General features: G+C 60.2%; 17 protein-coding genes and 1 pseudogene. 7 read left to right on the top strand and 11 right to left on the bottom strand.

The annotated features are described in order from the left end of the window. Positions 1-51 precede the first annotated feature (51 nt). Positions 52-1140, bottom strand: a complete 1089-nt coding sequence (locus ABHT90_RS04040) for a putative manganese transporter (protein ID WP_346981706.1) — start codon at positions 1138-1140, stop codon at positions 52-54. Positions 1141-1312: 172 nt separating this feature from the next. Here ABHT90_RS04040 and ABHT90_RS04035 point away from each other — a divergent pair, with 172 nt between their 5' ends. The 5 genes from ABHT90_RS04035 to ABHT90_RS04015 all read left to right on the top strand — a co-directional run bounded on the left by ABHT90_RS04035 (position 1313) and on the right by ABHT90_RS04015 (position 6940). Then, the gene (locus tag ABHT90_RS04035; RefSeq protein ID WP_346981705.1) at positions 1313-2281 is read left to right on the top strand and encodes a 3'-5' exonuclease; all 969 of its coding nucleotides are present in this window, start codon (positions 1313-1315) and stop codon (positions 2279-2281) included. A 349-nt stretch (positions 2282-2630) separates the two neighbouring features. Continuing rightward, the gene (locus ABHT90_RS04030; protein ID WP_346981704.1) at positions 2631-3821 is read left to right on the top strand and encodes a hypothetical protein; all 1191 of its coding nucleotides are present in this window, start codon (positions 2631-2633) and stop codon (positions 3819-3821) included. Positions 3822-4240: 419 nt separating this feature from the next. After that, positions 4241-4606 (top strand): ArsR/SmtB family transcription factor, encoded by a 366-nt coding sequence (locus tag ABHT90_RS04025; RefSeq protein ID WP_117634970.1) that lies wholly within the window; start codon positions 4241-4243, stop codon positions 4604-4606. A gap of 63 nt (positions 4607-4669) precedes the next feature. Further along, positions 4670-4888 carry a cation transporter gene (locus ABHT90_RS04020; RefSeq protein WP_006235433.1) on the top strand — a complete coding sequence of 73 codons (219 nt, stop codon included), beginning with the start codon at positions 4670-4672 and terminating at the stop codon, positions 4886-4888. Between the two features lie 99 nt (positions 4889-4987). Continuing rightward, positions 4988-6940 (top strand): heavy metal translocating P-type ATPase, encoded by a 1953-nt coding sequence (locus tag ABHT90_RS04015; RefSeq protein WP_346981703.1) that lies wholly within the window; start codon positions 4988-4990, stop codon positions 6938-6940. A gap of 391 nt (positions 6941-7331) precedes the next feature. Here ABHT90_RS04015 and ABHT90_RS04010 read toward each other — a convergent pair. The 10 genes and pseudogenes from ABHT90_RS04010 to ABHT90_RS03965 all read right to left on the bottom strand — a co-directional run. Further along, positions 7332-8345: pseudogene (locus tag ABHT90_RS04010) on the bottom strand (IS110 family RNA-guided transposase); the annotation flags it as partial. Positions 8346-8797: 452 nt separating this feature from the next. Then, positions 8798-9187 carry a metal-dependent transcriptional regulator gene (locus ABHT90_RS04005; protein WP_195502713.1) on the bottom strand — a complete coding sequence of 130 codons (390 nt, stop codon included), beginning with the start codon at positions 9185-9187 and terminating at the stop codon, positions 8798-8800. 182 nt (positions 9188-9369) lie between these two features. Beyond that, positions 9370-10140 (bottom strand): Cof-type HAD-IIB family hydrolase, encoded by a 771-nt coding sequence (locus ABHT90_RS04000; protein WP_346981701.1) that lies wholly within the window; start codon positions 10138-10140, stop codon positions 9370-9372. Positions 10141-10146: 6 nt separating this feature from the next. Beyond that, positions 10147-12006 carry an ABC-F family ATP-binding cassette domain-containing protein gene (locus ABHT90_RS03995; RefSeq protein WP_346981700.1) on the bottom strand — a complete coding sequence of 620 codons (1860 nt, stop codon included), beginning with the start codon at positions 12004-12006 and terminating at the stop codon, positions 10147-10149. A gap of 163 nt (positions 12007-12169) precedes the next feature. After that, positions 12170-13042 carry a phosphate ABC transporter ATP-binding protein PstB gene (pstB, locus tag ABHT90_RS03990; protein WP_346981699.1) on the bottom strand — a complete coding sequence of 291 codons (873 nt, stop codon included), beginning with the start codon at positions 13040-13042 and terminating at the stop codon, positions 12170-12172. After that, positions 13039-13965 (bottom strand): phosphate ABC transporter permease PstA, encoded by a 927-nt coding sequence (gene pstA, locus ABHT90_RS03985; RefSeq protein ID WP_346981698.1) that lies wholly within the window; start codon positions 13963-13965, stop codon positions 13039-13041. Before pstA ends, pstB begins: the two co-directional genes overlap by 4 nt. Beyond that, positions 13958-14866, bottom strand: a complete 909-nt coding sequence (gene pstC / locus ABHT90_RS03980; RefSeq protein ID WP_346981697.1) for a phosphate ABC transporter permease subunit PstC — start codon at positions 14864-14866, stop codon at positions 13958-13960. Before pstC ends, pstA begins: the two co-directional genes overlap by 8 nt. A gap of 25 nt (positions 14867-14891) precedes the next feature. Next, positions 14892-15830, bottom strand: a complete 939-nt coding sequence (locus tag ABHT90_RS03975; RefSeq protein ID WP_346981696.1) for a phosphate ABC transporter substrate-binding protein — start codon at positions 15828-15830, stop codon at positions 14892-14894. Between the two features lie 294 nt (positions 15831-16124). Next, complete coding sequence (locus tag ABHT90_RS03970; protein WP_346981695.1) at positions 16125-17561, bottom strand: M20 family metallopeptidase; 1437 nt, start codon at positions 17559-17561, stop codon at positions 16125-16127. Between the two features lie 54 nt (positions 17562-17615). Then, complete coding sequence (locus ABHT90_RS03965; RefSeq protein WP_346981694.1) at positions 17616-18278, bottom strand: HAD hydrolase-like protein; 663 nt, start codon at positions 18276-18278, stop codon at positions 17616-17618. Between the two features lie 156 nt (positions 18279-18434). Between ABHT90_RS03965 and ABHT90_RS03960 the strand changes: the two genes are divergently transcribed. Continuing rightward, positions 18435-19295, top strand: coding sequence for a DegV family protein (locus tag ABHT90_RS03960; protein ID WP_022094987.1), 861 nt, complete (start codon positions 18435-18437; stop codon positions 19293-19295). Between the two features lie 742 nt (positions 19296-20037). After that, complete coding sequence (locus ABHT90_RS03955) at positions 20038-23022, top strand: TOTE conflict system archaeo-eukaryotic primase domain-containing protein (protein WP_346981693.1); 2985 nt, start codon at positions 20038-20040, stop codon at positions 23020-23022. The last annotated feature ends 33 nt before the right edge of the window (positions 23023-23055 follow it).

Raw genomic sequence — 23055 nt, 5'->3', positions numbered from 1 at the left:
GGTAGATTTTACGGTATACCCCAGTTTTTACGGCCTATCCCAAACATCTACTTAGAGGCCAAAGGCGGAAAGGATGAGACCCCAGCCCGCGCCGATGACGTACATCATAATCAGGAACACGGCATTTTCGCGGGCGCTGCGGTTGGTGCGGAACAGCACCAGATAACCCACGCCGGCGGAAATGAGCGTGCCGGCGAGCATCGGGGCCAGCTGCAGCGCGCCTTCCAGGTACAGTTGCGTGATGACGACGCTGGCCGAGCAGTTGGGGATCAGGCCGACAAGCGCCGAACCCAGGACAGCGAGTGTCTCGTTGCCGCGCAGGAACTGCTCGATCGCGGACTCGCCGAACGTCTCGAGCACGGCGACCAGAATCAGCGTCACCAGGAAAATGAATACCGATACCTGCACGGTGTGGGAGATGGCGCTGCGGATAATCGACAGGACAGGCGTCCCTTCGTGGGAATGGGAGTGACCGTGACCATCATGGTGTTCATATTCGCCCTCATGACCGTGATCGTGGCCATGTCCGTGTTCGTGCTCGTCCTCGTCTTCATCACAACCGCAATGGTCGCGCTCACACAGCTCGTGGATGTGGTCGGCGCTCACGCCCGCCTCGGCCACCTCGTCGATGATGTCACCGCCAGTGTGGTCGTCGTGCGCACAGTTCACATGGGCCGGGTTGGCCGCGGTTCCCAGCACGGTACGGCGAATCGCCGCATGCGCGCGAGCGTTACGACGCAGGCCGCGAATGGCGGCATCCACGATAAAGCCCGTAACCAGCGCGATCAGTGCCTTCGAGGCCAAAAGCATCGCCATGGTCTGCACGGGAACCTGCTCGGCAAGCAACAGCGGCAGCATCTCGTCTGAGGTCGAGAGGAAAACCGCAACCAGCGTGCCCAGCGTCACGACGCGACCGGCGTACAGCGTCGCCGCCATGGCCGAAAACCCGCACTGTGGCACCATGCCCAACAACGATCCGACAACCGGACCCGCGGCGCCGGCACGCTTGATAGCGCCGTTGACGCGGTCGCCCGCAACGTGCTCAAGTGTCTCGAGGGCAAGATACGTCACCAACAAAAACGGCACCAGGGACAGCGTGTCCTTGCCAGCGTCGAGCAGAATATCAATCAGTAAATCCATGACGGATGGAACCTTTCGTGTCTTTCGGCAGCATTGTAAAAGTCCTAGCGGTCAACTAGGGTATTGTAGTTGTCCTAGGCGCGATGCCAATAGTTGCCCATGGTAAACTATCATCTCGCCATAACTCAATGCCACCGAGCCGCGCGACACGGCCCGTCCAAGGAGCAGTTATATGAACGTTTCACAAGCACTCGAATACGAGCGCCAGCCGTTTATTCCCATGTTTATCTATGGCGATCACGGCGCCATGGAGTCCGAGCGCCAGAAGGGCGAGGAGGCCCTTAAGGTGCTCGAAACCGAGTACTTTACCGCCGAGGGCGACCCCAGCTTCGACTTTGCCACCGTGCGCGACCTGGCTGACCGCAACCGCGACCTGTGCGACCAGATTGGCGAGGCGCGCCTGCGCAACGTGACGCCCGCGACGCTTTCGCGCGGCCTGTCCGATGCCGACACCTGCGCCGCCATCGGCAAGATGCAAAAGCGCACCGCCGCGTCGGTCATGCGCGAAATCCGCGGCGACCGCGACGCGCTCGGCGTGGCCTACGCCCGCAAGCCCATCCAGGGCACCGTGCTCGGTATCGACATCGAGACCACCGGCCGTGCACCCGAGCGCGGTTATATCATCAATGTGGGCTGGGAAATCATGGAGCTCACCAGCGACGCCGTCCCGCACGACGCCGAGGCGCACTACTGTGGCCTGCCCGACATCTACCGCGGCGAGGATGTACCGCTGTCGAATATCCACCACATCACCTGGGACGACATCGACGGCAAAAAGCCGTTCCGCGAGAACAAGGAACTGCAGAAGCAGCTGCTCAAGCTTATGAAGAAGTACCCGTACATGGCGCATAACGCCGCCTTTGAGGACAGCTGGTTCAAGATTCACCTGGACGGTTACGCCGAGGCACGCCGCGCGGGTAAGATCATCGTCATCGACTCGCGCCAGATCTGCCGCAGCCTGGACGCCGACGTGCGCTCGCTCCCCCGCGAGTCCGCGCCAGCCGCGCTCGAGAACTGGGCACGCCGTCGCGGCACCCTCGCGCCCGACGCCAACGAGCAGCACCTGGGCCTCGACGACACCGACCTCATGCTCCGCACGGTACAGGCCGAGTTCAACCTCAAGAACCTATTCGCGAAATAGCAACGCCTGCGACAAACACTGCTTGCTCACGAGCGGCCTCGCAGCGGGAAACACCGCAGCGGGGCCGCCCTACGTTCCACAGATAGATCTGCCATCACAAATTCAGAACCCTCATTTTGAACGATTTCGGCCAATTCCCGACACGTAATTCGTTGTCGGATGGTGATGCATCGAAATCAAATGTGCAGCAATTGAGTTTTTATATGCTATAGCTAAGCTGCGAGAACATTGATTTTAGGCGTGCCAGCCCATAATCGCGTCAAGCTTTTGGACAGCATTTGGTTAGGCCCCTAAAACGGCTTTCCCACTCAGCGCCATCAACACGGCATTAGCTGGCACGATATATACCATGAGTATCGTATTGTCACATACCACTGCAAAAGCGGTCTACCAGGCCGCGCATTCGGTGTCTGCGAAAGGCATCGAGTCCTGTAACCCTGTCGCGATTTACGGATCATGTCCCACCGGAACGCTCCTTGACGCAGCCGCAAAATGGCTCACCAAACATGATGTTTCCCTCGACGCAAATGATTGCCTCGAGGTAATGGTGTTTGATCGCAGGAATGCGCGCTATGCAATGAACTGTCAATGCCACGTTTCGTCAAAACGATTCTCGAACTCACGCTTTATAGAGCTCAAAGATGGCATCTTCATTGTTGGCGTTGAGCTTTGCGCACTTCAGGCCGCCACCTATCTCCCTTTTCGCGAACTGGTGGAGTACTACTTTGAATTGTGCGGCGCTTACTCCCTTGGAACCGGCTCTTCCACCTCGTATAACGAGCGTTTCGCGCTCACCTCGACCGAAAGGTTAAAACAGTTCTTTAATTCCATTACCAGATGCGACGGTCTGGCCCTTGCCCGAAAGGCGATTCAATGTGTGCGCGACGGATGCCGGTCTCCTATGGAAACGGCCTTTGTCATGATGCTAACGCTGCCTAAAAGCGAAGGAGGGCTTGGTATTAAGGGAATTGAGACCGATTGCGAGGTGCAGGTCACCGCTGCCGCAAAGAATCTCACGAGACGCAAAAAGTTCTTTATGGATGCGTATCTAAAGAAATCTCGCACAGACATTGAATACAACGGGTTTTATCATGACGCGGAAGAAGACCGCGCCATCGATGAGGAGCGCAAGAATGCGCTTGCGTCCATGGGATACGGAATCATCACCGTCAGTCGTTATTCCTTTATGCATGCCAGCGCTTTCGTTAGGGTCATGGAGGTGATCCAACGGAAAGAGGGCATACGCCCCTCGCGTCTGCCAAAAGACTTTCAAATCATGCAAGAGGACCTGAGACAGTTTGTGCTCAGAAGGTTTATAGAAGAGAAAAAGCGAATTCAGAAGCAGCTTCGCCAGGATTCCGAAGATCGTCAACGAATCGACCTCGAAAAAGCAACACTCGAAGGCATCACGCTGGATGACCCGACAATAAATGAAGTTCCGGCAATCGATGACATGCAGACTGTCGAATCCGACAGCCCATCATTTGCCCAAATAAGCAGCCTCGCGCCCGAGGGCAGAATCTTCGGGGCCGGAAGCTAGACCGGCTAACAAGGTGGGTACCCTAGCGATGTGCAAAATTGCGAGTATTCAGCAGGGTCGGCCTTCCAGCACCCACAAGTTAATCCAAATGAGAAACAAAAACGCTATCGAACGGGAACGTTAGGCAACATTTGAGGAAGACCTTGTCTGTCTACCGCCCTTGGATAACTCTTGAGCGGCTTTATTTGGCCTGGAATAGATTAACGGACCCCCTATAGTTGCAGAATACTCCAATTTTTGCACGGCGCGGGGGCACCCACCCCGGCATCGGCTATCAAAACCGCTCAGTCCGGAATCTCGTCCACTATTCCCCATCATTTTGTGCGACGAATTACCTGAACGTCATTGACATATGAACATGCGCTCATATAATCGGAAGTAATTTATATGAGCGCATGTTCATATGAAAGGATATTGCAATGAGCATCCGCGTTGATGAAACGAAACCCGACATCGAGGCCACCGAGCCCGTGATCCCCACCAGCTGCTCGCCCGAGGACCTTCCCGACGAGGAGCTGTTGTACGACCTGGCCGACCTGTTCAAGGTCTTCAGCGACACCACACGCATCAAGATCCTCTATGCCCTCATGGGCCGCGAGCTCTGCGTGGCTGACATCGCCGAAGCGACCGCGACCTCGCAGTCTGCGGTGTCGCACCAGCTGCGCACGCTTAAGCAGTCGCACCTGGTCAAGTTCCGCCGCGACGGCCGCAACATTCTCTACTCGCTTGCCGACGATCACGTCTACACCATGCTTAACCAGGGCATGAGCCATATCTGCGAATAGCAATCAACCACGGTATCAGCGCGGCCGGCACCCAGACCGCTAACACAGGGAAAGGAACCCACCATGAAAAAGCAGTTCAAGCTCGACGAGATCGATTGCGCCAACTGCGCGCGTGAACTTCAGGACGAGCTGGCTAAGCTCGATGGCGTCAAGTCCGTTTCGGTCAACTTTATGACCCAGAAGCTGACGCTCGAGGCTGACGACGCCGAGTTCGACGAGGTCCTGGACCGCGTCGTTGAGTTCACCGCCGACGCCGAGCCGGACTGCGAAATCATTCTCTAACCCGCGCATACGTTGACCTGTAAGGCCGCGCTTGCCGCGGCCTTTGCTCGCGAAATTATATGAGCAAGTGTTCATACACTCAAATGGGAGGTTTGAATCATGGCAGCCGCCGATCCCAAAAAGAAAAAGAAGAAGCGCAAGAAGAAAGAGTCCCTTGAGCACAAGCGCAACCGCATCCTGGTAGCACTGGGCATTTTTGCCGTTGTTTATGCCCTCGACGAGCTCGGCGCCCTCACTATCGCATTTGGGGAGCCTGGCAACATCTACGCCAGCTTCGCGCTGTTCCTCGTGCCGTTTTTGATTGCCGGATACGACGTACTGCAAAAGGCATTCAATAACATCCGCCGCGGCAAGGCCTTCGACGAGAGTTTCCTTATGGCAGTCGCGACCATCGGCGCGTTTGCCATGGTGCTCTTCCCCGATACCGACCCGCACATGGCCGAAGGCGCCGCCGTCATGCTGTTCTACCAGGTCGGCGAGCTGTTCCAGGCATACGCCGTGGGCAAGAGCCGTAAATCGATCAGCGCCATGATGGACATCGCACCCGACTATGCCAACGTCGAGCAGCCCGACGGCACGCTCGAACAGGTCTTTCCCGATGACATCGCCGTGGGCACCGTCATCGTCGTCAAGCCCGGCGAGCGCGTGCCTATCGACGGCGTCATCGTCGAAGGCGAGACACAGCTCGATACCGCCGCGCTCACGGGCGAGTCAGTCCCCCGCCCCGCCAAGTCCGGCGACGATATCATCAGCGGTTGCATCAACATGACGGGCCTCATCCACGTGCGCACCACCAAGCCCTTTGGCGAGTCCACCGTCGCGCGCGTCTTGGAGCTCGTAGAAAACGCCAGCGAAAAGAAGGCGCGCACCGAAAACTTCATCACGCGCTTCGCCCGCGTCTACACGCCCGCCGTCACCGGCGCGGCCGCGGTACTCGCGCTCGGCGGCGGCTTGATCACCGGCGCCTGGTCCGACTGGATCCTGCGCGGCCTGACCTTCTTGGTCGTCAGCTGCCCGTGCGCGCTCGTGATCAGCGTCCCGCTGAGCTTCTTTGGCGGCATCGGCGGCGCCTCCAAGCTGGGCGTTCTCATCAAGGGTTCTAACTACCTCGAGACGCTCGCCGACGTGGACACCGTCGTCTTCGACAAGACCGGCACGCTCACCAACGGCACGTTCTCGGTCGTGGCAGTACACCCCGAAGCCGGCTATACCGAGCAATCGCTGCTTGAGGTCGCAGCCCTTGCGGAGTCGTTCTCCGATCACCCCATCGCGCAGTCTGTGCGTGTCGCCTACCAGGGCGAGGTCGACCCCAAGCGCGTAAGCGACTCCACCAACGACGCGGGCCATGGCGTGACGGCAACCATCGACGGCAAGCACGTCGTCGTTGGCAACGCAAAGATGCTCGCCGCGACCGGCGTCGAAGCGCCCAATTGCGAGGTCGTCGGCACGATCCTCCATGTACTGGTCGATGACACGTACGCTGGTCACATCGTGATTGCAGACACCGTCAAGGCCGATGCCGAGCAGACGATCAGCGACCTGCACGCCGCCGGCGTCAAGCGCACCGTCATGCTCACGGGCGACCGCGAGGAGGTTGCGGCGTCTGTGGCCAAGCAACTCAGTCTCGACGAGTTCCACGCGCAGCTGCTGCCGGGCGACAAGGTCGAGCGCGTCGAGGCATTGCTGGCAGCCGAATCGGGCAAGGGCAAGCTCGCCTTTGTCGGCGACGGCATCAACGATGCGCCTGTGCTTACGCGCGCCGATGTTGGCATTGCCATGGGCGCTATGGGTTCCGACGCTGCGATCGAGGCCGCCGACGTCGTGCTCATGGATGACAAGCCGTCCAACATTTCCCGCGCGATCCGCGTGGCACGCAAGACCATGGCGATTGTTTGGCAGAACATCATCTTTGCGCTGGGCATTAAGCTGCTGATCCTTGTGCTGGCAGCGCTGGGCATCGCCAACATGTGGCTTGCCGTGTTCGGCGACGTAGGCGTGGCGATCATCGCCATCCTGAACGCCATGCGCGCGATGGGTGTCAAGAACCTGTAGCACTCGTGGCCCCTCCAGCCGGGGTCGGGCTTGGCTTTGAAAACGTCCTCGCGCATGAGGCCCGTCTTTCCTGCTCCTGCGGAGCAACGGAAAGGCGGGCCTCGCGCTGACGCTCCTATTTGGCAAGGTGTTTTTTAGAATCCATTTTGCGCTCGGCCTCGAACGCCTGCCTGTCCCAATTGAGCGGGAGCCCCGCCTCGACCCACGCCTCGTAGGCCCTCCTTATGGGCTTGAGCTCCCTTTGGCCCCTCTCCAGCATCGAGATGTACTTCTCGCTGGTGCCCAGTATGGACGCCGCCCTCACCTGGCTGACCTTCGCCGCGCGCCTGGCCGCCACGAGTTCCGAGGCGTCCTCGGGCCTCCTGATCTCGTGCGGGCGCATCAGCGCCCGGTACGCCTCCCTGGCCACGTAGCGCTTGAGGCACCTCATGACCTCCCTGTCGCTCTTCCCCCGCGCCCTCGCCCTCTCGGCGTACTCGGCGGTCTCGGGGTCGCGCATGACCCTCTGCCTCGCGATCTCGTGCAGCGCGCTGTTCGCCTGCCGGTCGCCGCCCCTGTTGAGCCTGTGCCTCACGGTCTTCCCGCTCGAGGCGGGGATGGGGCAGGCCCCGCATATCGCCGCGAACGACGCCTCGGAGCGCAGCCTGCCCGGGTTGTCCCCGGCCGCGACCGCGAGCTTGGCCGCGCTCACGGGGCCGCACCCGTACATCGCCAGCAGCGCGGGGCAGTTCTCCTCCAGGGACGCCTCGATCGCGCGCTCCATGTCGAGCGCCGCGTCGCGCGCCGCCGCCCACAGGTCCGCCAGCGCGCCGAGCGCGGCGCCCAGGGCGCCCTCGGCGCGCACGGAGGGGAGCTCCTCCATCAGCCTCGGCCCCGCCATCCCGCGGAACCTCGACCTGAGCCCCTCCGGCGCGGTGGTGAGCAGCGACCTCGCGGTGTTGATCGCCGAGGTCCGCGCCTTCACCGCCCCGGAGCGCGCCGCGAGCATGCAGCGCACCCCGTCGACCCACCCGTCCTGGCTCTTGGGGGTCCCGAGCTTTGAGCCGGGCATCGCCGCGCGGGCGGCCCTCTCCGCGTCCGCCTCGTCGCACTTTCCCTGCCCCGGGCGCCTCCTCTGCATCCCCGCCGGGGAGAGCGCCTCGCGCACGGGCATCCCCAGCGACGCGAGGTGCCTGGTGAGGCCCGCCCCGTAGGACGACGTCCCCTCCATCGCGACGCAGGCCGGCTCCCCGGCCGCCGCGATCGCACCGGCGAGCGCCTCGTAGCCCGCCGCGTCGGCGGGGAACCGGCGGGGCAGGACCCTGCGGCCCCTCCAGTCCAGGACGCACAGCCAGTGCGAGTCGGCGTGGGTGTCGACCCCGCAGAAGACCGGCCCGCGGGCGCCGGGTGTCGATTCGGTTCTCATGTCTCGCTCCGTTCTTTCCGTGCTCGCCTGGACCGGGCAGACGGCACACTGACGGGGCGCGATAGAATGCGGTTGATCGGGTCCGCGGTATCGCTCCATGCTCCTATTAGGTCATGCGGCGGTCTCGGCTCGCCGCGGCCCGCGCGGGACATGTCAGGAAACGAGGGCAGCCCTGTGGGCGCCAGCGGAATGTGGGGTCACCGCGCGGTCCGCATCTGATGGTGTCGACGTCAATGGTATACGGGTGCATCATCGACGTCTTCAATACAGAAAATATCAGTGCGGAATGTTTTCAAAACCAAGCCCGGTCCCGGCCTGCAGTAACGTTGCTGGCGGTTCTTGGGCATCGCTTGCTGGCGGGGTTCTTTGTCTGAGTTGGACTTAGTTGGTGGGGCTACTGGTCCCGGTCGCTGTCCCGCGCTTTGCGCGAACTCCGCGCTACTGGGGGTTCGTTAGGATTCCGCCGCTTGGCCCGTCGCCTCGCCCCGGTTCAGCATCGCCCTCAGTTTCTCGAAGCTTTCCTCGCTCAGGCAGTGCTCCATGTGGCAGCCCTCTTGCGACGCGACCTCAGCCGAAACACCCGCATCCTCCAGCAGCCCCACGAAAAAGCAGTGACGCTCCCACATTTGGCGAGCGACCTCCAGCCCTCGCTCTGTCAGATGAACATCTCGTTTGCCCATTTCGACATAGCCGTTGCTTTCCAGCGTCGCCATGGCCTTGGAAACGCTCGCCTTGGTTACGCCGAGGTACTCCGCAACGTCGATCGAGCGCACGATGACCTGACGTTCCGACAGAACGTAGATTGATTCGAGATAGTCTTCTCCGGATTCACGTAGGGCCATGGGCCGCCTTTCGCGATGATTGCTAGTTAGCCTTTGGATACTTTCCACGGCTAACTTTACCGCAAAAGTTGCCCATGTCTTACTACTTTGTCTAAAAGTTAGCCGTGTTTCACAAAACGTGCGGGACGAAAACAAAATGGGAACACGCCCCGCAAGGAGTGTCCCCAAGTGCCGAGCCGCAGCTATAGCAGTCCAAAGTACTTCGCAGCGTTATAGATCCCGTCGTCGTCCACGGCGGTCGTCACATAGGTCGCCGCGGCCTTCACGGTGTCCTGCGCGTTGCCCATGGCCACGCTCGTGCCCACGGCGGCAAACATCGACAGGTCGTTCTCGCCGTCGCCAAAGGCGATCGCCTCGCTCGCATCGATGCCTAGGCGCTCCAGCGTCGCCGCCACGCCCAGGTTCTTACCGCCGTTGGCCGGAATAATATCGCAGAACAGATCACACCAGCGCGTAGTGAGCGAATGCGACACCGCATCGGTCACGATATGCTCGTCGGCCGGATCCACAAAGGCGCAGAACTGGTAAACCGGCGCATCGAAGGCATGGTCAAACGGCTCCTCGTGGTAGACGATTCCCGCGTTGCTACCGGCCGTCACCACGCGCTCGGACAGGCGGTTCACAAACGAGTTCTCGCCCTGCATGCACAGCGAGTCGTAGCGCCCCTGCGCCACCTGGTCCACAATCACCGCAACGTCGTCCGGATCGATCGGGCAGCTGCGATAAACGCCCTTGGCATCAAAACAGTGCTGGCCCGAAAGCGTAATGTACGCATCCCATCCCAAGTCGAACAGCCAATCCGGCATCTGGTAGGTCGGGCGGCCCGTGGCGATCACGCACGCAATCCCCTGCTCGCGAAAGCTGTCGAGTACCTGCTGCGCCGACGCCGGAATCTGGTGGGTCTTAAAGCTCAGCAGCGTGCCGTCGATATCGAAAAACGCGGCCTTAATCATCCTCGCCTACTCCTCGCCCTCGAGCTTCTCGCTCGCCTCGAGCCACGCCATCTCCAGCTCGTCCATGGCGGCGTGGGCCTCGTCGATCTTTGCCTGCTGCTCGCCGAGCGCCGTGTAGTTGGTGGGGTCAACCTGTGCCATCGCGGCCTCGGCCTCCTCCACGCGGGCGCGCTGCGTCTCCATTTTGCGCTCGAGCGAGCTCACCTCGCGGCGGAGCTTCTGGCGCTCGGCGTTGGAAAGGCCATTGGGCTGGCCGCTCGACTTGGGCTTTTCGGCCGCAGCCGCCGCAGCACCAGTGTCAAACGTGCCGGTCTTGGCGCTCGGCGCACCCACGGGCTCGCCCTCGGCGGTAGCGTTGCACAGGCGCAGGTACTGGTCGACGCCGCCGGGCATATGCGTCAGGTGACCGTCGAGCAGCGCCCACTGCTGGTCGGTCACGCGCTCCATCAAGAAGCGGTCGTGCGTCACCAGGATCAGCGTGCCGGGCCAGCCGTCGAGCAGGTCCTCGACAATCGCGAGCATGTCGGTATCCAGGTCGTTGCCGGGCTCGTCCAGGATAAGCACGTTGGGCTCGTCCAGGATCGTCAGCAACAGCGACAGGCGACGGCGCTGGCCGCCCGAAAGATCGCCGATGCGGCTCCAGAGCTGCTGGGTCGTAAAGCCCAGACGCTCGCAGAGCTTCTCGGGCGAAGTCTCCTTGCCGTCGATGACGTAGTACTTCTTATAGTTGCTGAGCACCTCGCGGATCGTGTCGCCCATGAAGGGCTCGAGCTCCTCGAGCTGCTGCGACAGCACGCCAAAGCGCACCGTCTGGCCAATCTTCACACGGCCGCGCATGGGTTCAATCTTGCCCTGGATCACGTCGAGCAAGGTCGACTTGCCGGCGCCGTTCTCGCCCAAAAGACCATAGCGGTCGCCCGCGCCGATGAGCCAGGTCACGTCGGAGAGCACCTGCTTGGGCGCGCCATCGGTATCCGCATAGCCGGCGTCCACGTCGACCACGTCGATAACCTGCTTGCCCAGGCGGCTCACCGCCAGGCGCTTGAGCTCCAGCTCGTCGCGCACGGGCGGTACGTCGGCGATGAGCTCGCGAGCGGCATCCACGCGAAACTTGGGCTTGGTGGAGCGCGCCTGGGCACCACGGCTCAGCCACGCGAGCTCCTTGCGCGCCATGTTGCGACGGCGCTCCTCGGTAACCGCGGCCATGCGGTCGCGCTCTACGCGCTGAAGGATATATGCGGAGTAACCGCCCTCGAAGGGATCGACCTGGCCGTCGTGGACCTCCCACATGCTGGTGCAGACCTCGTCCAAGAACCAGCGGTCGTGCGTGACCACGAGCATGGCGCCCTGGCCGCGCTGCCAGCGGGCCTTTAGGTGACGCGCGAGCCAGTTGATGGTGCGCATGTCAAGGTGGTTGGTAGGCTCGTCGAGCATAAGCACGTCGTAATCGCCGATTAGCAGGCGCGCGAGGTCCACGCGACGGCGCTGGCCGCCCGAAAGCTCGCCCACCGTGCCCTCCCAGGGCACATCGCTAATAAGGCCGGCCAGGATCTGACGTGTACGCGGACTCGACGCCCACTCGTACTCGGGCGTGTCGCCGACGACGGCATGGTGCACGGTGTCGGTATCGACAAGCTGGTCCTTTTGGCCGAGCAGACCGATCGTGGTGCCGCGACGATGCGTCACGCGGCCATCGTCGGGCTCCAGCGTGCCGGCAAGCACGCTCAGCAGCGTCGACTTGCCGTCGCCGTTTTTACCGACAATACCAATGCGGTCGCCCTCGCCCACGCCGAGCGTCACGCTATCGAAAATATGCTTGGTGGGAAACTCTAGGCTGACGGAATCGCATCCCAAAAGAATCGCCATATGCCCTGCTCCTTCGTAGAAATTCAACGTTGTCCATGATAGCAGCGAAAAGGCAGGCCGCACACGACACAAAAAGGCGGGCCATCTCCCGCAAGAGATGACCCGCCTCTCCAATCAGTCCCGCGGCAACCGTGGCCGCCGCGGGCCTCAAGCATGTCCCGGACTAGGAGAACATGCCGGTGAGGTAATCATTCAGCCGCTTGTCCTTGGGCCGCTGGAAAATCTCGTCAGTCTCGTCGTACTCGACCATATCGCCCATGTAGAAGAACGCCGTGCGGTTGGACACGCGCGACGCCTGCTCCATGTTGTGCGTCACGATGACGATGGCGCGCTCGGCAACGATCGATGACATGAGGTCCTCGATCGCCAGCGTCGAGATGGGGTCGAGCGCCGAGCAGGGCTCGTCAAACAGGATCACGTCGGGGTTGAGCGCCAGCGTGCGCGCGATGCACAGACGCTGCTGCTGGCCGCCCGAAAGCGCGTAGGCGCTCTTGTCGAGCTTGTCCTTGACCTCGTCCCACAACGCCGCACCACGCAGGCTTTCCTCGACCATACGATCGAGCTCGTCACGGTCGGTGATGCCGTGGCGCTTGGGCGCAAACGTGATGTTGTCGCGAATGGACTTGCGGAAAGGGTTGGGCTGCTGAAACACCATGCCAATGGACCGACGCAGCTCGTAGGTGTTCTCGGTCTTGGTGTTCACGTTGCGCCCGCGGTAGTTGATCTCGCCCTCCACGCGGCAGCCGCGAATCTCGCGATTCATCAGGTTGAGGCTGCGTAAGAAGGTCGACTTACCGCAGCCCGAAGGCCCGATGAGCGCCGTGATCTCGCCCTTGTGAAAGTCGAGCGACGTATCGTGCAGGGCATGGTGGTCGCCATAGTACACGTTGACGTCCTTGGTGGAGAGCACGACCTCGTCGCTCACGGCCTTGCCGCTCGCGCGCACGCGCTTCTCGCTCTCCCCCACGCTCGACAGGAAGTTCTGGATCTCGGACGGTGCCGCTTCGGCTGCGGGTGTTGCTTTCATCTCGCTCACTCGGCCGTCATCCTCCTTGCCAGTTGCTTGCCCACGATACGGGCGATTACGTTAAACAGCAGCACGCAAATCATCAGCAGTGCAGCGGTGCCCCAAACGATCTGCTGAGCCTCGGGGCTGCCCTCGCCATAGATCTTGTAGATGTGCACGGCGAGCGACTCGCCGGGACGGAACACGTTCCAGGCGCAGGTGGGGCTCGACAGGTTAAAGCTCAAGAAGTTCAGACGCACCGGCGAGCTCATGCCCGAGGTAAAGAGCAGTGCCGCGGCCTCGCCAAACACACGGCCGGCCGAAAGCACAATGCCGGTCACGATGGCGGGCATGGCCTCGGGAATCAGGATGTGCAGCGTGGCCTCCCAGCGGGTAAGGCCCATGGCCAGGCATGCATCGCGCTGGGCCTGTGGCACGTCCTCGAGCGCCTGCTGGATCACGCGCACCAGGATGGGGATATTGAACATGGTGAGCGCGACAGCGCCGGAGATGATGGAGTACTTCCAGCCCAGCTGCACCGAGAACACCAGAAAGCCGAACATGCCGACGACGATGGAAGGCAGCGAGGACAGCGTCTCGATGGCGGTAGAGGCGATGTCGCGGATAGGGCCGTTCGGCGCGTACTCAACCAGGAAGACCGCCCCGCCCAGACTGATGGGCACCGAGATGACCAGAGTGATCAGCAGCAGGTAGAACGAGTCGAACAGCTGGTAGAGCACGCCACCCTGGGTACCGTTGGCGCGCGACGGCTGCGTGAGAAAGCCCGGCTGGAACAGCGTCGAGATGCCCTCGAACAGGATATAGGTCACCATGGAGACAACGATGAGCATGACGATGGCGACGATCGCCGTCAGCACGCCCGTGGCGATGCGGTCCTGCTTTTGGACGCGCCCGAACCTCGCCTCGTCGATATGGATGCGCGTACTAGCCACGAGCCTTCGCCCCCTTGCGGCCGATAAGGTGGATGATCAGGATGAAGATGAGGCTCATGCCCATCAGCAGCAGACCGAGCGCCCACAGAACATCGTCCTGGGCCGAACCCTCGGCATAGACCGCCATAGACGTGGTAAGCGTGGTGGTGATGGTGGACGCCGGCGACAGCAGCGACGTCGGCATGGCCTCGATGCCGCCGATAACCATGCGCACGGCGAGCGTCTCGCCAAAGGCGCGGGTCATGCCAAGGATGACTGCGGTCATGAGCGACGGCATGGCGGATTTGAGCACCACGTGCCAGATGGTCTGCCAGCGGGTGTAGCCCAGCGCGAGCGAGCCCTGACGGTAGCTGTCGGGCACGGCGCGCAGGCCATCGACCGAAAGCGTGGTCATGGTCGGCAGGATCATGACGGCCAGCACGATGGCGCCGGGTAAGATGCCCAGGCCTGTGCTTACGTGGAAAACGCTCTTCATAAGGCCGACGACCACGTGAAAACCGATCAGGCCAAAGACGACCGAGGGAATACCGGTCAAAAGCTCAATGAGCGGCTGAAAGATCTTGGAACCAAACTTAGGCTGGATCTCGACCGCAAAGATGGCAGAGCCGATAGCGATGGGCAGCGCGATAAGCGTGGAGAGCACCATGACCGCAAACGAGGTGACGATCAGGGACAGGGCGCCGGTATAGGGCAGGCCGTTTTCGGCTGTGTTGGCCAGGTCCCACTTGGTGCCGGTGAAGAACTCGACGACCGAAACGCCGTCCTTGAGAAAAGCCGAGAGGCCCTTTTGGGCGACCATAAAGATGAGCGCGGCAACGACAAGCGTCACGAGCGCAACGCACGCGCCCGTGACGCCCAGGCCCACGTTCTCAAGGTCGCGCTTTGGCAGCTGTTTTGCCATTGCAAACCTTTCCGGGGGCGATTGCTTATTTAGCAGAGACCTTGCCGCTGGCGTCCTTGACGACCTTCATGGCAGAGACGGGGATAAAGCCCTGCTCCTCGACGAGCTTGCCCTGGACGTCGTCGGAGAGCATGAACTCAAGGAAGACCTTGGTAGCCTCGTCGGCGTCCTTGGAGCAGTACATGTGCTCGGTAGCCCAGATCTTGAAAGAGTCGTCGGTGACGTTCTTGCTCTTGGGCTCGACGCCCTCGACTTTGATGGCGTTGAACTTGGAGTCATCGAAGTGCGAGAAGTCGAGGTAGGAGATGGCGTTGTCGGTGCTGCCCATCTGAGTCTGGACGTCGCCGGACTTGTCGAGCTCGGCGTCGCCCTTAAAGTCAACGGCCTCGTCACCAAAGACGGCGGCCTCGAAGGTGGCGCGGGTGCCGGAGCCGGCCTTGCGGTTGAGGACGACGATCTTTGCGTCGTCGCCGCCGACCTCCTTCCAGTTGGTAATCTGACCGGAGAAGATACCCTTGAGCTGCTCGAGGGACAGGTCGTCGACCTTGACGTTCTTGGAGACGACGGGGCCCATGCCCACGACGGCGACCTCGTGGTCGACGAGGTTCTTGACCTGATCGGCCTCGAGCTTGGTCTCGGCGAAGACGTCGGAGTTGCCGATGGTAACGGTGCCTGCGGCGACAGCGGTCAGGCCCTTGCCCGAACCGTTACCCGAGCCGGAGACGGAGACGTCCGGGTTGGCATCCATGAACTTCTCGGCAGCGGCCTCGACGAGAGCCTGGAACGAAGAGGCACCGTCGTAGGTCACCTCGCCGGAGACGGACTCGGCAGCAGCGGCGCTACCCTTGTCGGCGGCGTCGGAAGCGCCGGAGCCGCCGCAACCAACGAGACCGAGACCGACGATGCTGGCAAGACCACCAGCGAGGCCGAGGAACTGACGACGAGAATAAGCCTGATCGAGCATGATCTTCCTTTCATACATGCGACTCGCGAGCACCCTGCCCGCTTTGCTGTTCGGAAAGATACGACCCCGATCAGGCGACAACCGCGTTATCTGCGGTTTCTTACGGGCATTTGATAGACCCTTACCGCAAGCCCGGCCCAGCCTTTACAAACGGATAACAAACCCGCCACCAAGCATGACCCGCCTTTTACACCAATAAAAACAAAGTTGCGGTGAAATAGTTCCTGCTTGGCCATCAAATGGCCCATTCTAGGAACTATTCCACCGCAACTTAGATTGGGAAACCGCGAAACCTTAAAGTTCGAGTTCGTTGAGGCGCAGGATGGCCACGATGTAGATTTTAAGCGCCTGCTTGAGCTGTTCCTCGTTGGCGCACTCGTTGGGGCCGTGCATCTGGCCGCCCCACGCGGGCAGCTCAAGGCCGGTCTCTTCGGGGCCAAACGACACGGCGCGCGCAAAGTTGCGCGCGTAGGTGCCACCGCCCATGGCAAAAGGCTCGGCATGCTTGCCGGTGAACTCGTTATAGGTATCGATAAGCGCCTTCACGGCCGGATCATCGGCAGAGACCGAGAACGGCACCTTCGCGCGACCCAGCTGGCACGTCACGCCGAAACGGCCCACGAGCGGGTCGAGCTGCTCGCGGATGGTATCGGCACTTGTGCTGTCGGGGAAGCGCACGTCGATGACCTGCTCAATATGGCCATCCGCCACGCGGATGACGCCAGCGTTGCAGGTAAGCGGGCCAAACGCCGGACTCGTCGCATCGATACCTAGGCCGCGGCCATAGGCATCCGCGTGCACAAAGGCCAGGAACTTGACGAACTCGTGCTCGGCAGGCGTCAGCAGGCGCTCGTCGCGTGCACCAAACGCGTCCTCGGCCTCGCGCAGATACGACACGATCAGGCCGACGGCATTGATCGTCCCCTCGGGCATCGAGGCGTGACCGCCAATACCGTGGGCGAAAATCTGCACATGACCATTGTCGAGAGCCGTGATCTCCAGGCGGTCAGCATTCTCGACCGGCGCCGGCAGCTCATCGGCGGCAATCGCGAGCTCGCAGATGGACTGCGACGGAATGGCATTGCTCGCCTCGGCGCCGCTCCACGACACGATGCGCCCGCCGTCGATCTTGGGACTCACGAACGTCGCCCCAAACTGGCCCTTCTCGGCATTGCAGACCGGGAACTCGGCATCAGGCGTAAACAGAAAGTCAGGGTTGGGGTAGTTCTCCAGATAATGGTGAACGTCGGACATGCCCACTTCCTCATCGCAGCCCAGCAGCGCGCGGAAGGTGTAGCGCGGAACAATGCCGTGCTTGAGCAAGTAGGCGCCGGCGTAGAGTGACAATACCGCCGGGCCCTTGTCGTCAATCACGCCGCGACCGAGCAGCCAGCCCTCGCGGCGCTCCATGGTGAACGGGTCGGTGTTCCAGCCAGGGCCGGCGGGAACCACGTCCACGTGGCAGATAGTCGCGAGCTGTTTGTCGCCGCGGCCCGGGATATCGGCGATTCCCACATAGCCCTCGTCGTCGCTCGTCTGATAGCCGAGCTTCTGCGCGATGCCGAGCGCACAGTCGAGCGCGTCACGGACCGGGCGGCCAAACGGCGCGCCGGGCTCCGCATCGGCAGAAACTGCCACGGACGGATAACTCACCAGCTGCTCGATATCGGCGACGACATCCTCCCAGACCTCGTCGACATACTCGGCAACGCTCTGCTCCACCTGATTCATGGACGACCTCCTTACCAATGAGCGGCGAGCGTGCCCGCCCCTCACATCAAATACCTATATAGCGAAAAGTTTAGCAAGCTCGGCCACCGAGTGCACCACTGCATCGGCACCCGCCGCCTCGTGCTCGCCCGGCGCCGCCGCGCCCGAATAGATACCAATGCACGGCACGCTCATCGCGTGCGCGCCCTCGACGTCGTTAAAGCGATCGCCGATCATCACGGCATCGCCCGCGGCCGCACCCAAGGCCGCCAACGCGTCGCGGACCGAATCGGCCTTGGTCTCGCGCCCCTGCGGCGGATTCATGCCAACCACCGCCTCAAACTGAGAAAGTCCCAGCTCTCCCACCATGTCAACACACTTTGCCTCCATGCGCGACGTCGCCACGGCCAAGCGCTTGCCCTGGGCGACCAACCCATCCAGCAGCTCGGGGATCCCGTCAAACACGGGATACTCCTCCGGTCCCAGCTCGTCAAAAAAGGCGCGGTACTCGTCGGCCACCACAAGCGACTCCTCGCGGGAGAAGCCATAAAAGTCGTGAAAGCTCTTCCACAGGGGCGGCCCGATCATGCGGCGCAGGTCACCCATCTGCGCCTCCGAAAACCCGCGCGCGGCCAACGTCTTGCGCGTCGAGCTCATCACCGCCCGGCCCGTATCGGCCACCGTGCCGTCAAAATCGAACAGCACAACCGGCCGCCTGTATATCTCCAACGCCTCCATCGGCATTCCTCTTCCCCAGTTGATGATTTCCACACCGACACTTCAAACTGTTGACTATTCAACAATTGAACCTAGAAATGTGGAACGACTCCACTATACTTGTCGCACTTTGCTCTCAGAAGGCGGCGCGCAAGCGCCCCAATGAAAGGTGCAATTATGTCTTTTGCCATCATAACCGACTCCACGTCGGACATCTCCCCCGCCCGTGCTCAAGAGCTTGGCATTTACGTCATTCCACTGCATGTGATTATCGAGGGCGAGGACCTGCTCGACCAGGTACAGATCACCGCCGAGGAGTACGTCGCCCGCATGGCCGGCTCCGAGCAGCTGCCGCACACCTCGCAGCCGAGTGCCGGCGAGTTCAAGGCACTCTTTGACCGCGTGCGTGCTGACGGCCACGACAGCGCGATCTTTATCTCGCTGTGCAGCGAATGGTCCGCCTGCTATTCCAACGCATGCCTGGTCGCCGAGACCCACGAGCTCGACGTGCGCTGCATCGATTCGCGCACCGGCTCGGGTGCCGAGGGCCTGCTGGTGGAGTACGCGCTCGCCATGCGCGAGGACGGCCGCAGCCTGGACGAGACCGAGGCACAGATCCGCGCGACCCTGCCCGACGCGCACCTGCTGCTGATTCCCCGCACGCTCGAGAACCTCGTTAAGAACGGCCGCGCGCCCAAGCTCGCCGGCCAGCTCACGCAGATGCTCAATATTCGCCTGGCCGTTTCGCCGGAGTGGCAGTCGGGCGAGATCAAGGCCATCAAGAAGGGCCGCGGCGCCAAGCGCATCGTCGCCAACACCATGGCAGACTGCCTCGCGTTTTTGGCCGAGCATCCGGGCTCCAGCGTGCGCGTGCTCACGACCGGTGCCGCCGAGGAGCAGGAGCTTGTCGACGAGGCACTCGCAGGCCAGGACTACGTAGACGCCGGCACCGGCCCCATCGGCTGCACCATCGCCACCCATGTAGGCGTCGACGCCATCGCCATCAGCTACTGCCCCCGCTACCAGCCAACTCGCTAGGGACGCCCACATCAGTTATGGTGAAATGGGGACTGTTTTTGGCTTATTAGCCGCCAATCAATCCCTATTCCACCGCAACTTAGAAGCAGTTCGTTTGGGACGGGGCTAAAAAGACTGGTATCAAACGTTTCAGACCAGTCTTTTTAGCCCCGTCCCATTTTAGCTACTCTACATCAGCCCGCTCAGGGCGATGTCGACGGCCTCGTTGAGGTCGTCAGTAATGTGTACCAGATCCGGATCGAGCGGGCTGATCATACCGGCGCTCATCACCGGACCGTTGGGCCAGTCGAACAGACCCCCTCGCGGTACCCACTGGACAAAAATGGCAAATATGAGTACTGCCACCAAATTAGTAGCAGCAAAATCTCGCCGGAATCGATCGTTTCGATTAATTTCACGCCTTGCCAAGGCTCAAAATGCCGTGTTTGGTGGGTTAGATATATAGAATAATGTCGAATTGGTATTCTATTCTTGCCAAATGTTATGAGACTACATTAACAGCAGTACTCACATTTGACGTTATTTGACCACGGGGTCATTCGAAAACCCCTCCCCACGCCGCCAACCCGCCCCATAGCCGTCAAAAACCTTTAACAACAGCCGCCGCACGTTTTGGCACCGGCTGATTGCCACTCACGGATCGGTACCCCACTATTACCGAACCAAAATCGAAGTCGCGTATCTCATAAAGCTGAAATGACGTACCCTCATCCCAATGAACGCTGATAAGAATGGCTTTCAAATGAGCAACGGCACGCATCAATACGCCCTTTTCGGGAGCGCCCTATTCAAATTCAATAAAACGGTCGTCCACGCTTCGGATCCGCGCAAGCAAATCGTTATCTGCAGCAGCGGTCCAGACATCCGTTATACAACGCTGGAAGAATGGGAGAAAGCTGGCGATTCTTTCGATAGACGGGCGCAGATCGAAGATATCGTCACCAGCGCAAGCCCAGCGCGCGACAAACTCGAGCTCTTCCGCAATCTCTTTACTGGTCGCAAAGATGTCTACGCTCATGGGTACCGCAGAAAAGACGGAGGAATTGGCTATACGCCCGCCTGCGCAAATGAGTGGAAGTCAGGCATTTGCCCCAAAGCAAGCCACCAGAGAGTCAAATGCACGGAATGCAGCAGCCGCGTCTTCCCCGAGTTGAGCGATGCCGCGATCATCGCCCATTTCAGAGGCAATGACGATAGGCTTCGAGACGTTATAGGCCAATATGTGCTCGATAAAGACAGTAACACGAAAGTCCTGGTCATCGATTTTGACGGAGCCGATTGGAAAGAAGCGACGAAAGCCATTCGACATGTCGCAAAAAGCCACGGAATCGATGTCGCAGTTGAGCGATCGAGATCGGGCGACGGCGCACATGTCTGGTTTTTCTTCCTAGAGCTCGTCAGCGCAAAGACCGCACGAGATTTTGGAAGCAGCCTTATCACCGAAGCGGCGATACTGAACAAGACAATCACCTTCAAAGCATTTGACCGAATGCTGCCCGCGCAGTCCACCATTCCTGAGGGCGGCTTTGGAAATCTCATAGCGCTGCCTTTTCAAGGAAAAGCGCAGCGAAAAGGGAACAGCGTATTTGTTGACGAGCAATTTGAGCCCTTTCCCGATCAATGGCTTTACCTTTCGCAAATCCAGTTAATCCCGCGCGTGACGGTGCAAAATCTGATCGAGAGCATCGAAAATAGGTCACATGGAATAGCAGCTGTTGCGGCGGCAAACACCGGTGTGCCACATTCCCAGAGACTGCGAAAGCGGCTTCCGCTCACACCGCGGGACTTCCCGTCATCGCTGTCCGTCACGCAGACCGATATGCTCTATATCCCCGAAAAATCTCTAAGTCCCGCAGCTCAAATGGAAGTCCGCAGGCTTGCAACATTTGCCAACACAGAATTCTTCCGCGCACAATCTATGCATCAATCGGTATTCGGCAAACCGCGGTTCATAGACCTCAGCGAACTTAGAGATGGCTACGTCGCGATTCCCAGAGGCTGCAAGGTTCAACTTGAGCGGCTGCTTCAAGAAGCCGGCGTTTCTGCCCACTATTCAGACAAACGCAAGTCGAGCCATCCAATTGCGATGGCATTTAAAGGGACTCTTCGCCCTGAACAGCAAATTGTCGCTGAACAGATGCTCAGCTATGAAGACGGGATCATGTCCGCACCGACGGGGTTCGGCAAAACCGTCATCGGAGCTTATCTTATTGCTGCCATTGGTCTTCCAACGCTCGTCATCGTTCCTAAAACTGCGCTCATTGCCCAATGGAAATCCCAACTCGAACGATTTCTCGACATCACGGACAACAGAGAGCCCGTCCGAACCCCAAAGGGACGAATCAGCAAAAGACAGCCTCCGCTCATTGGGCAAATCGGAGGAGGCAAGACCGCCATAAGCCGTCTCATCGACATTGCTTCATTCCAGTCGCTATCCGGCAAGGATCCCCAAACCGGCGAGTCATTAGCCAAGGAGTTCGTTCGCGATTACAGTCTCATCATCTGTGACGAATGCCACCATGCGGCCGCGCCACAGCTTGAGCTTGTCCTCAAGTCCGCTCCTGCCAAATATGTATATGGCCTTTCCGCAACGCCCGAGCGTTCGGACGGACTCACGCGGGCACTCTCGATGCTCTGCGGCCCGGTTCGCTATGTCGTCGATCCAAAAACGCAAGCAATCCAACAGGGGATTCAGCGCATTGTTAGACCGCGTTTCACCGGAATTCGATTACCCACCTACGGACCAGGAGCATCCTTTAACCAAATTCTCGATCTCCTGTGTGTACACGCCGCGAGAAACGAAGCAATTATCGAGGACGCCCTCGAGGCCGCATCAAACGGCCGGCATCCGCTTGTGCTATCTAAAAGAAAAAAGCATGCCGAAGAGCTATGCAGGCTACTTCAAAGCCGTGGACACGAACCCATACTCTTAACCGGAGAAATCGACGCCAAAGAAAGAAAAGCAATACTGAAGAGTCTTCCCAGCTTTGAGCATGATCATCGAATCATCGTCGCAACTGAAAGTCTTCTGGGCGAGGGCTTCGACCTGTCTTACCTTGACACTTTGCTCATTGCCACTCCAATATCTTGGGACGGCAGCATAACGCAGCAGGCAGGTAGGCTACACAGAAGCCACGAGGGCAAACAGCGGGTTGAGATATTCGACTATGTTGACCTGTCGATACCCATGTTCGCGCGCATGTACCAAAAGAGGCTCAAGACCTACGCCAAGCTGGGGTATGAAGTCTTTGCGGCAAACGACAACAGACAGGACGATCGAAACATCCTCGTTAGGTCGGCAAGAGCCGTGGAGGCTTTAGTGAATGACATCGAGAACGCATCGAAAAGCATTTTTATTGCCGCACCCTACGCGTCCGCCGCATGCCTTGAAAAGCTCGCCGCTGCACTCGCGGATGCCGCTACCCGTGGAATTGCCCTTGAGATTTCTATTGCTTCAACTCCACGCGATGACGTGAAAGCGATTTTTGCCGAGATGAACGTCAACTATCTCATCAAAGCCGAAGGACGCCTGTGCGCATCAGTGATTGACGAGGAAACTGTCTGGTACGGAGCTATTCCGTTGCTGGCTTTCCCAAAGAAAGAAGACTGCAGCATTCGTTTCAAAAGCAGCGAAGTCGCAGCCGAGCTTTTGAGCGAAATTCAGCGAAAAGTGGAACCGGAGGCCGCGGCGACGAACGGGGTACCCCCAGCAGTTGCGGTGAAATAGGGACTGTTTTTGACTTATTAGCCGTCAACCAAT

Origin of the sequence: Collinsella aerofaciens (assembly GCF_039758815.1) — a bacterium.
GTDB classification, from domain to species: domain Bacteria; phylum Actinomycetota; class Coriobacteriia; order Coriobacteriales; family Coriobacteriaceae; genus Collinsella; species Collinsella aerofaciens_BP.
Note: the sequence above shows the minus strand (reverse complement) of the source record. Positions and strands in the feature narration are given on the sequence as shown.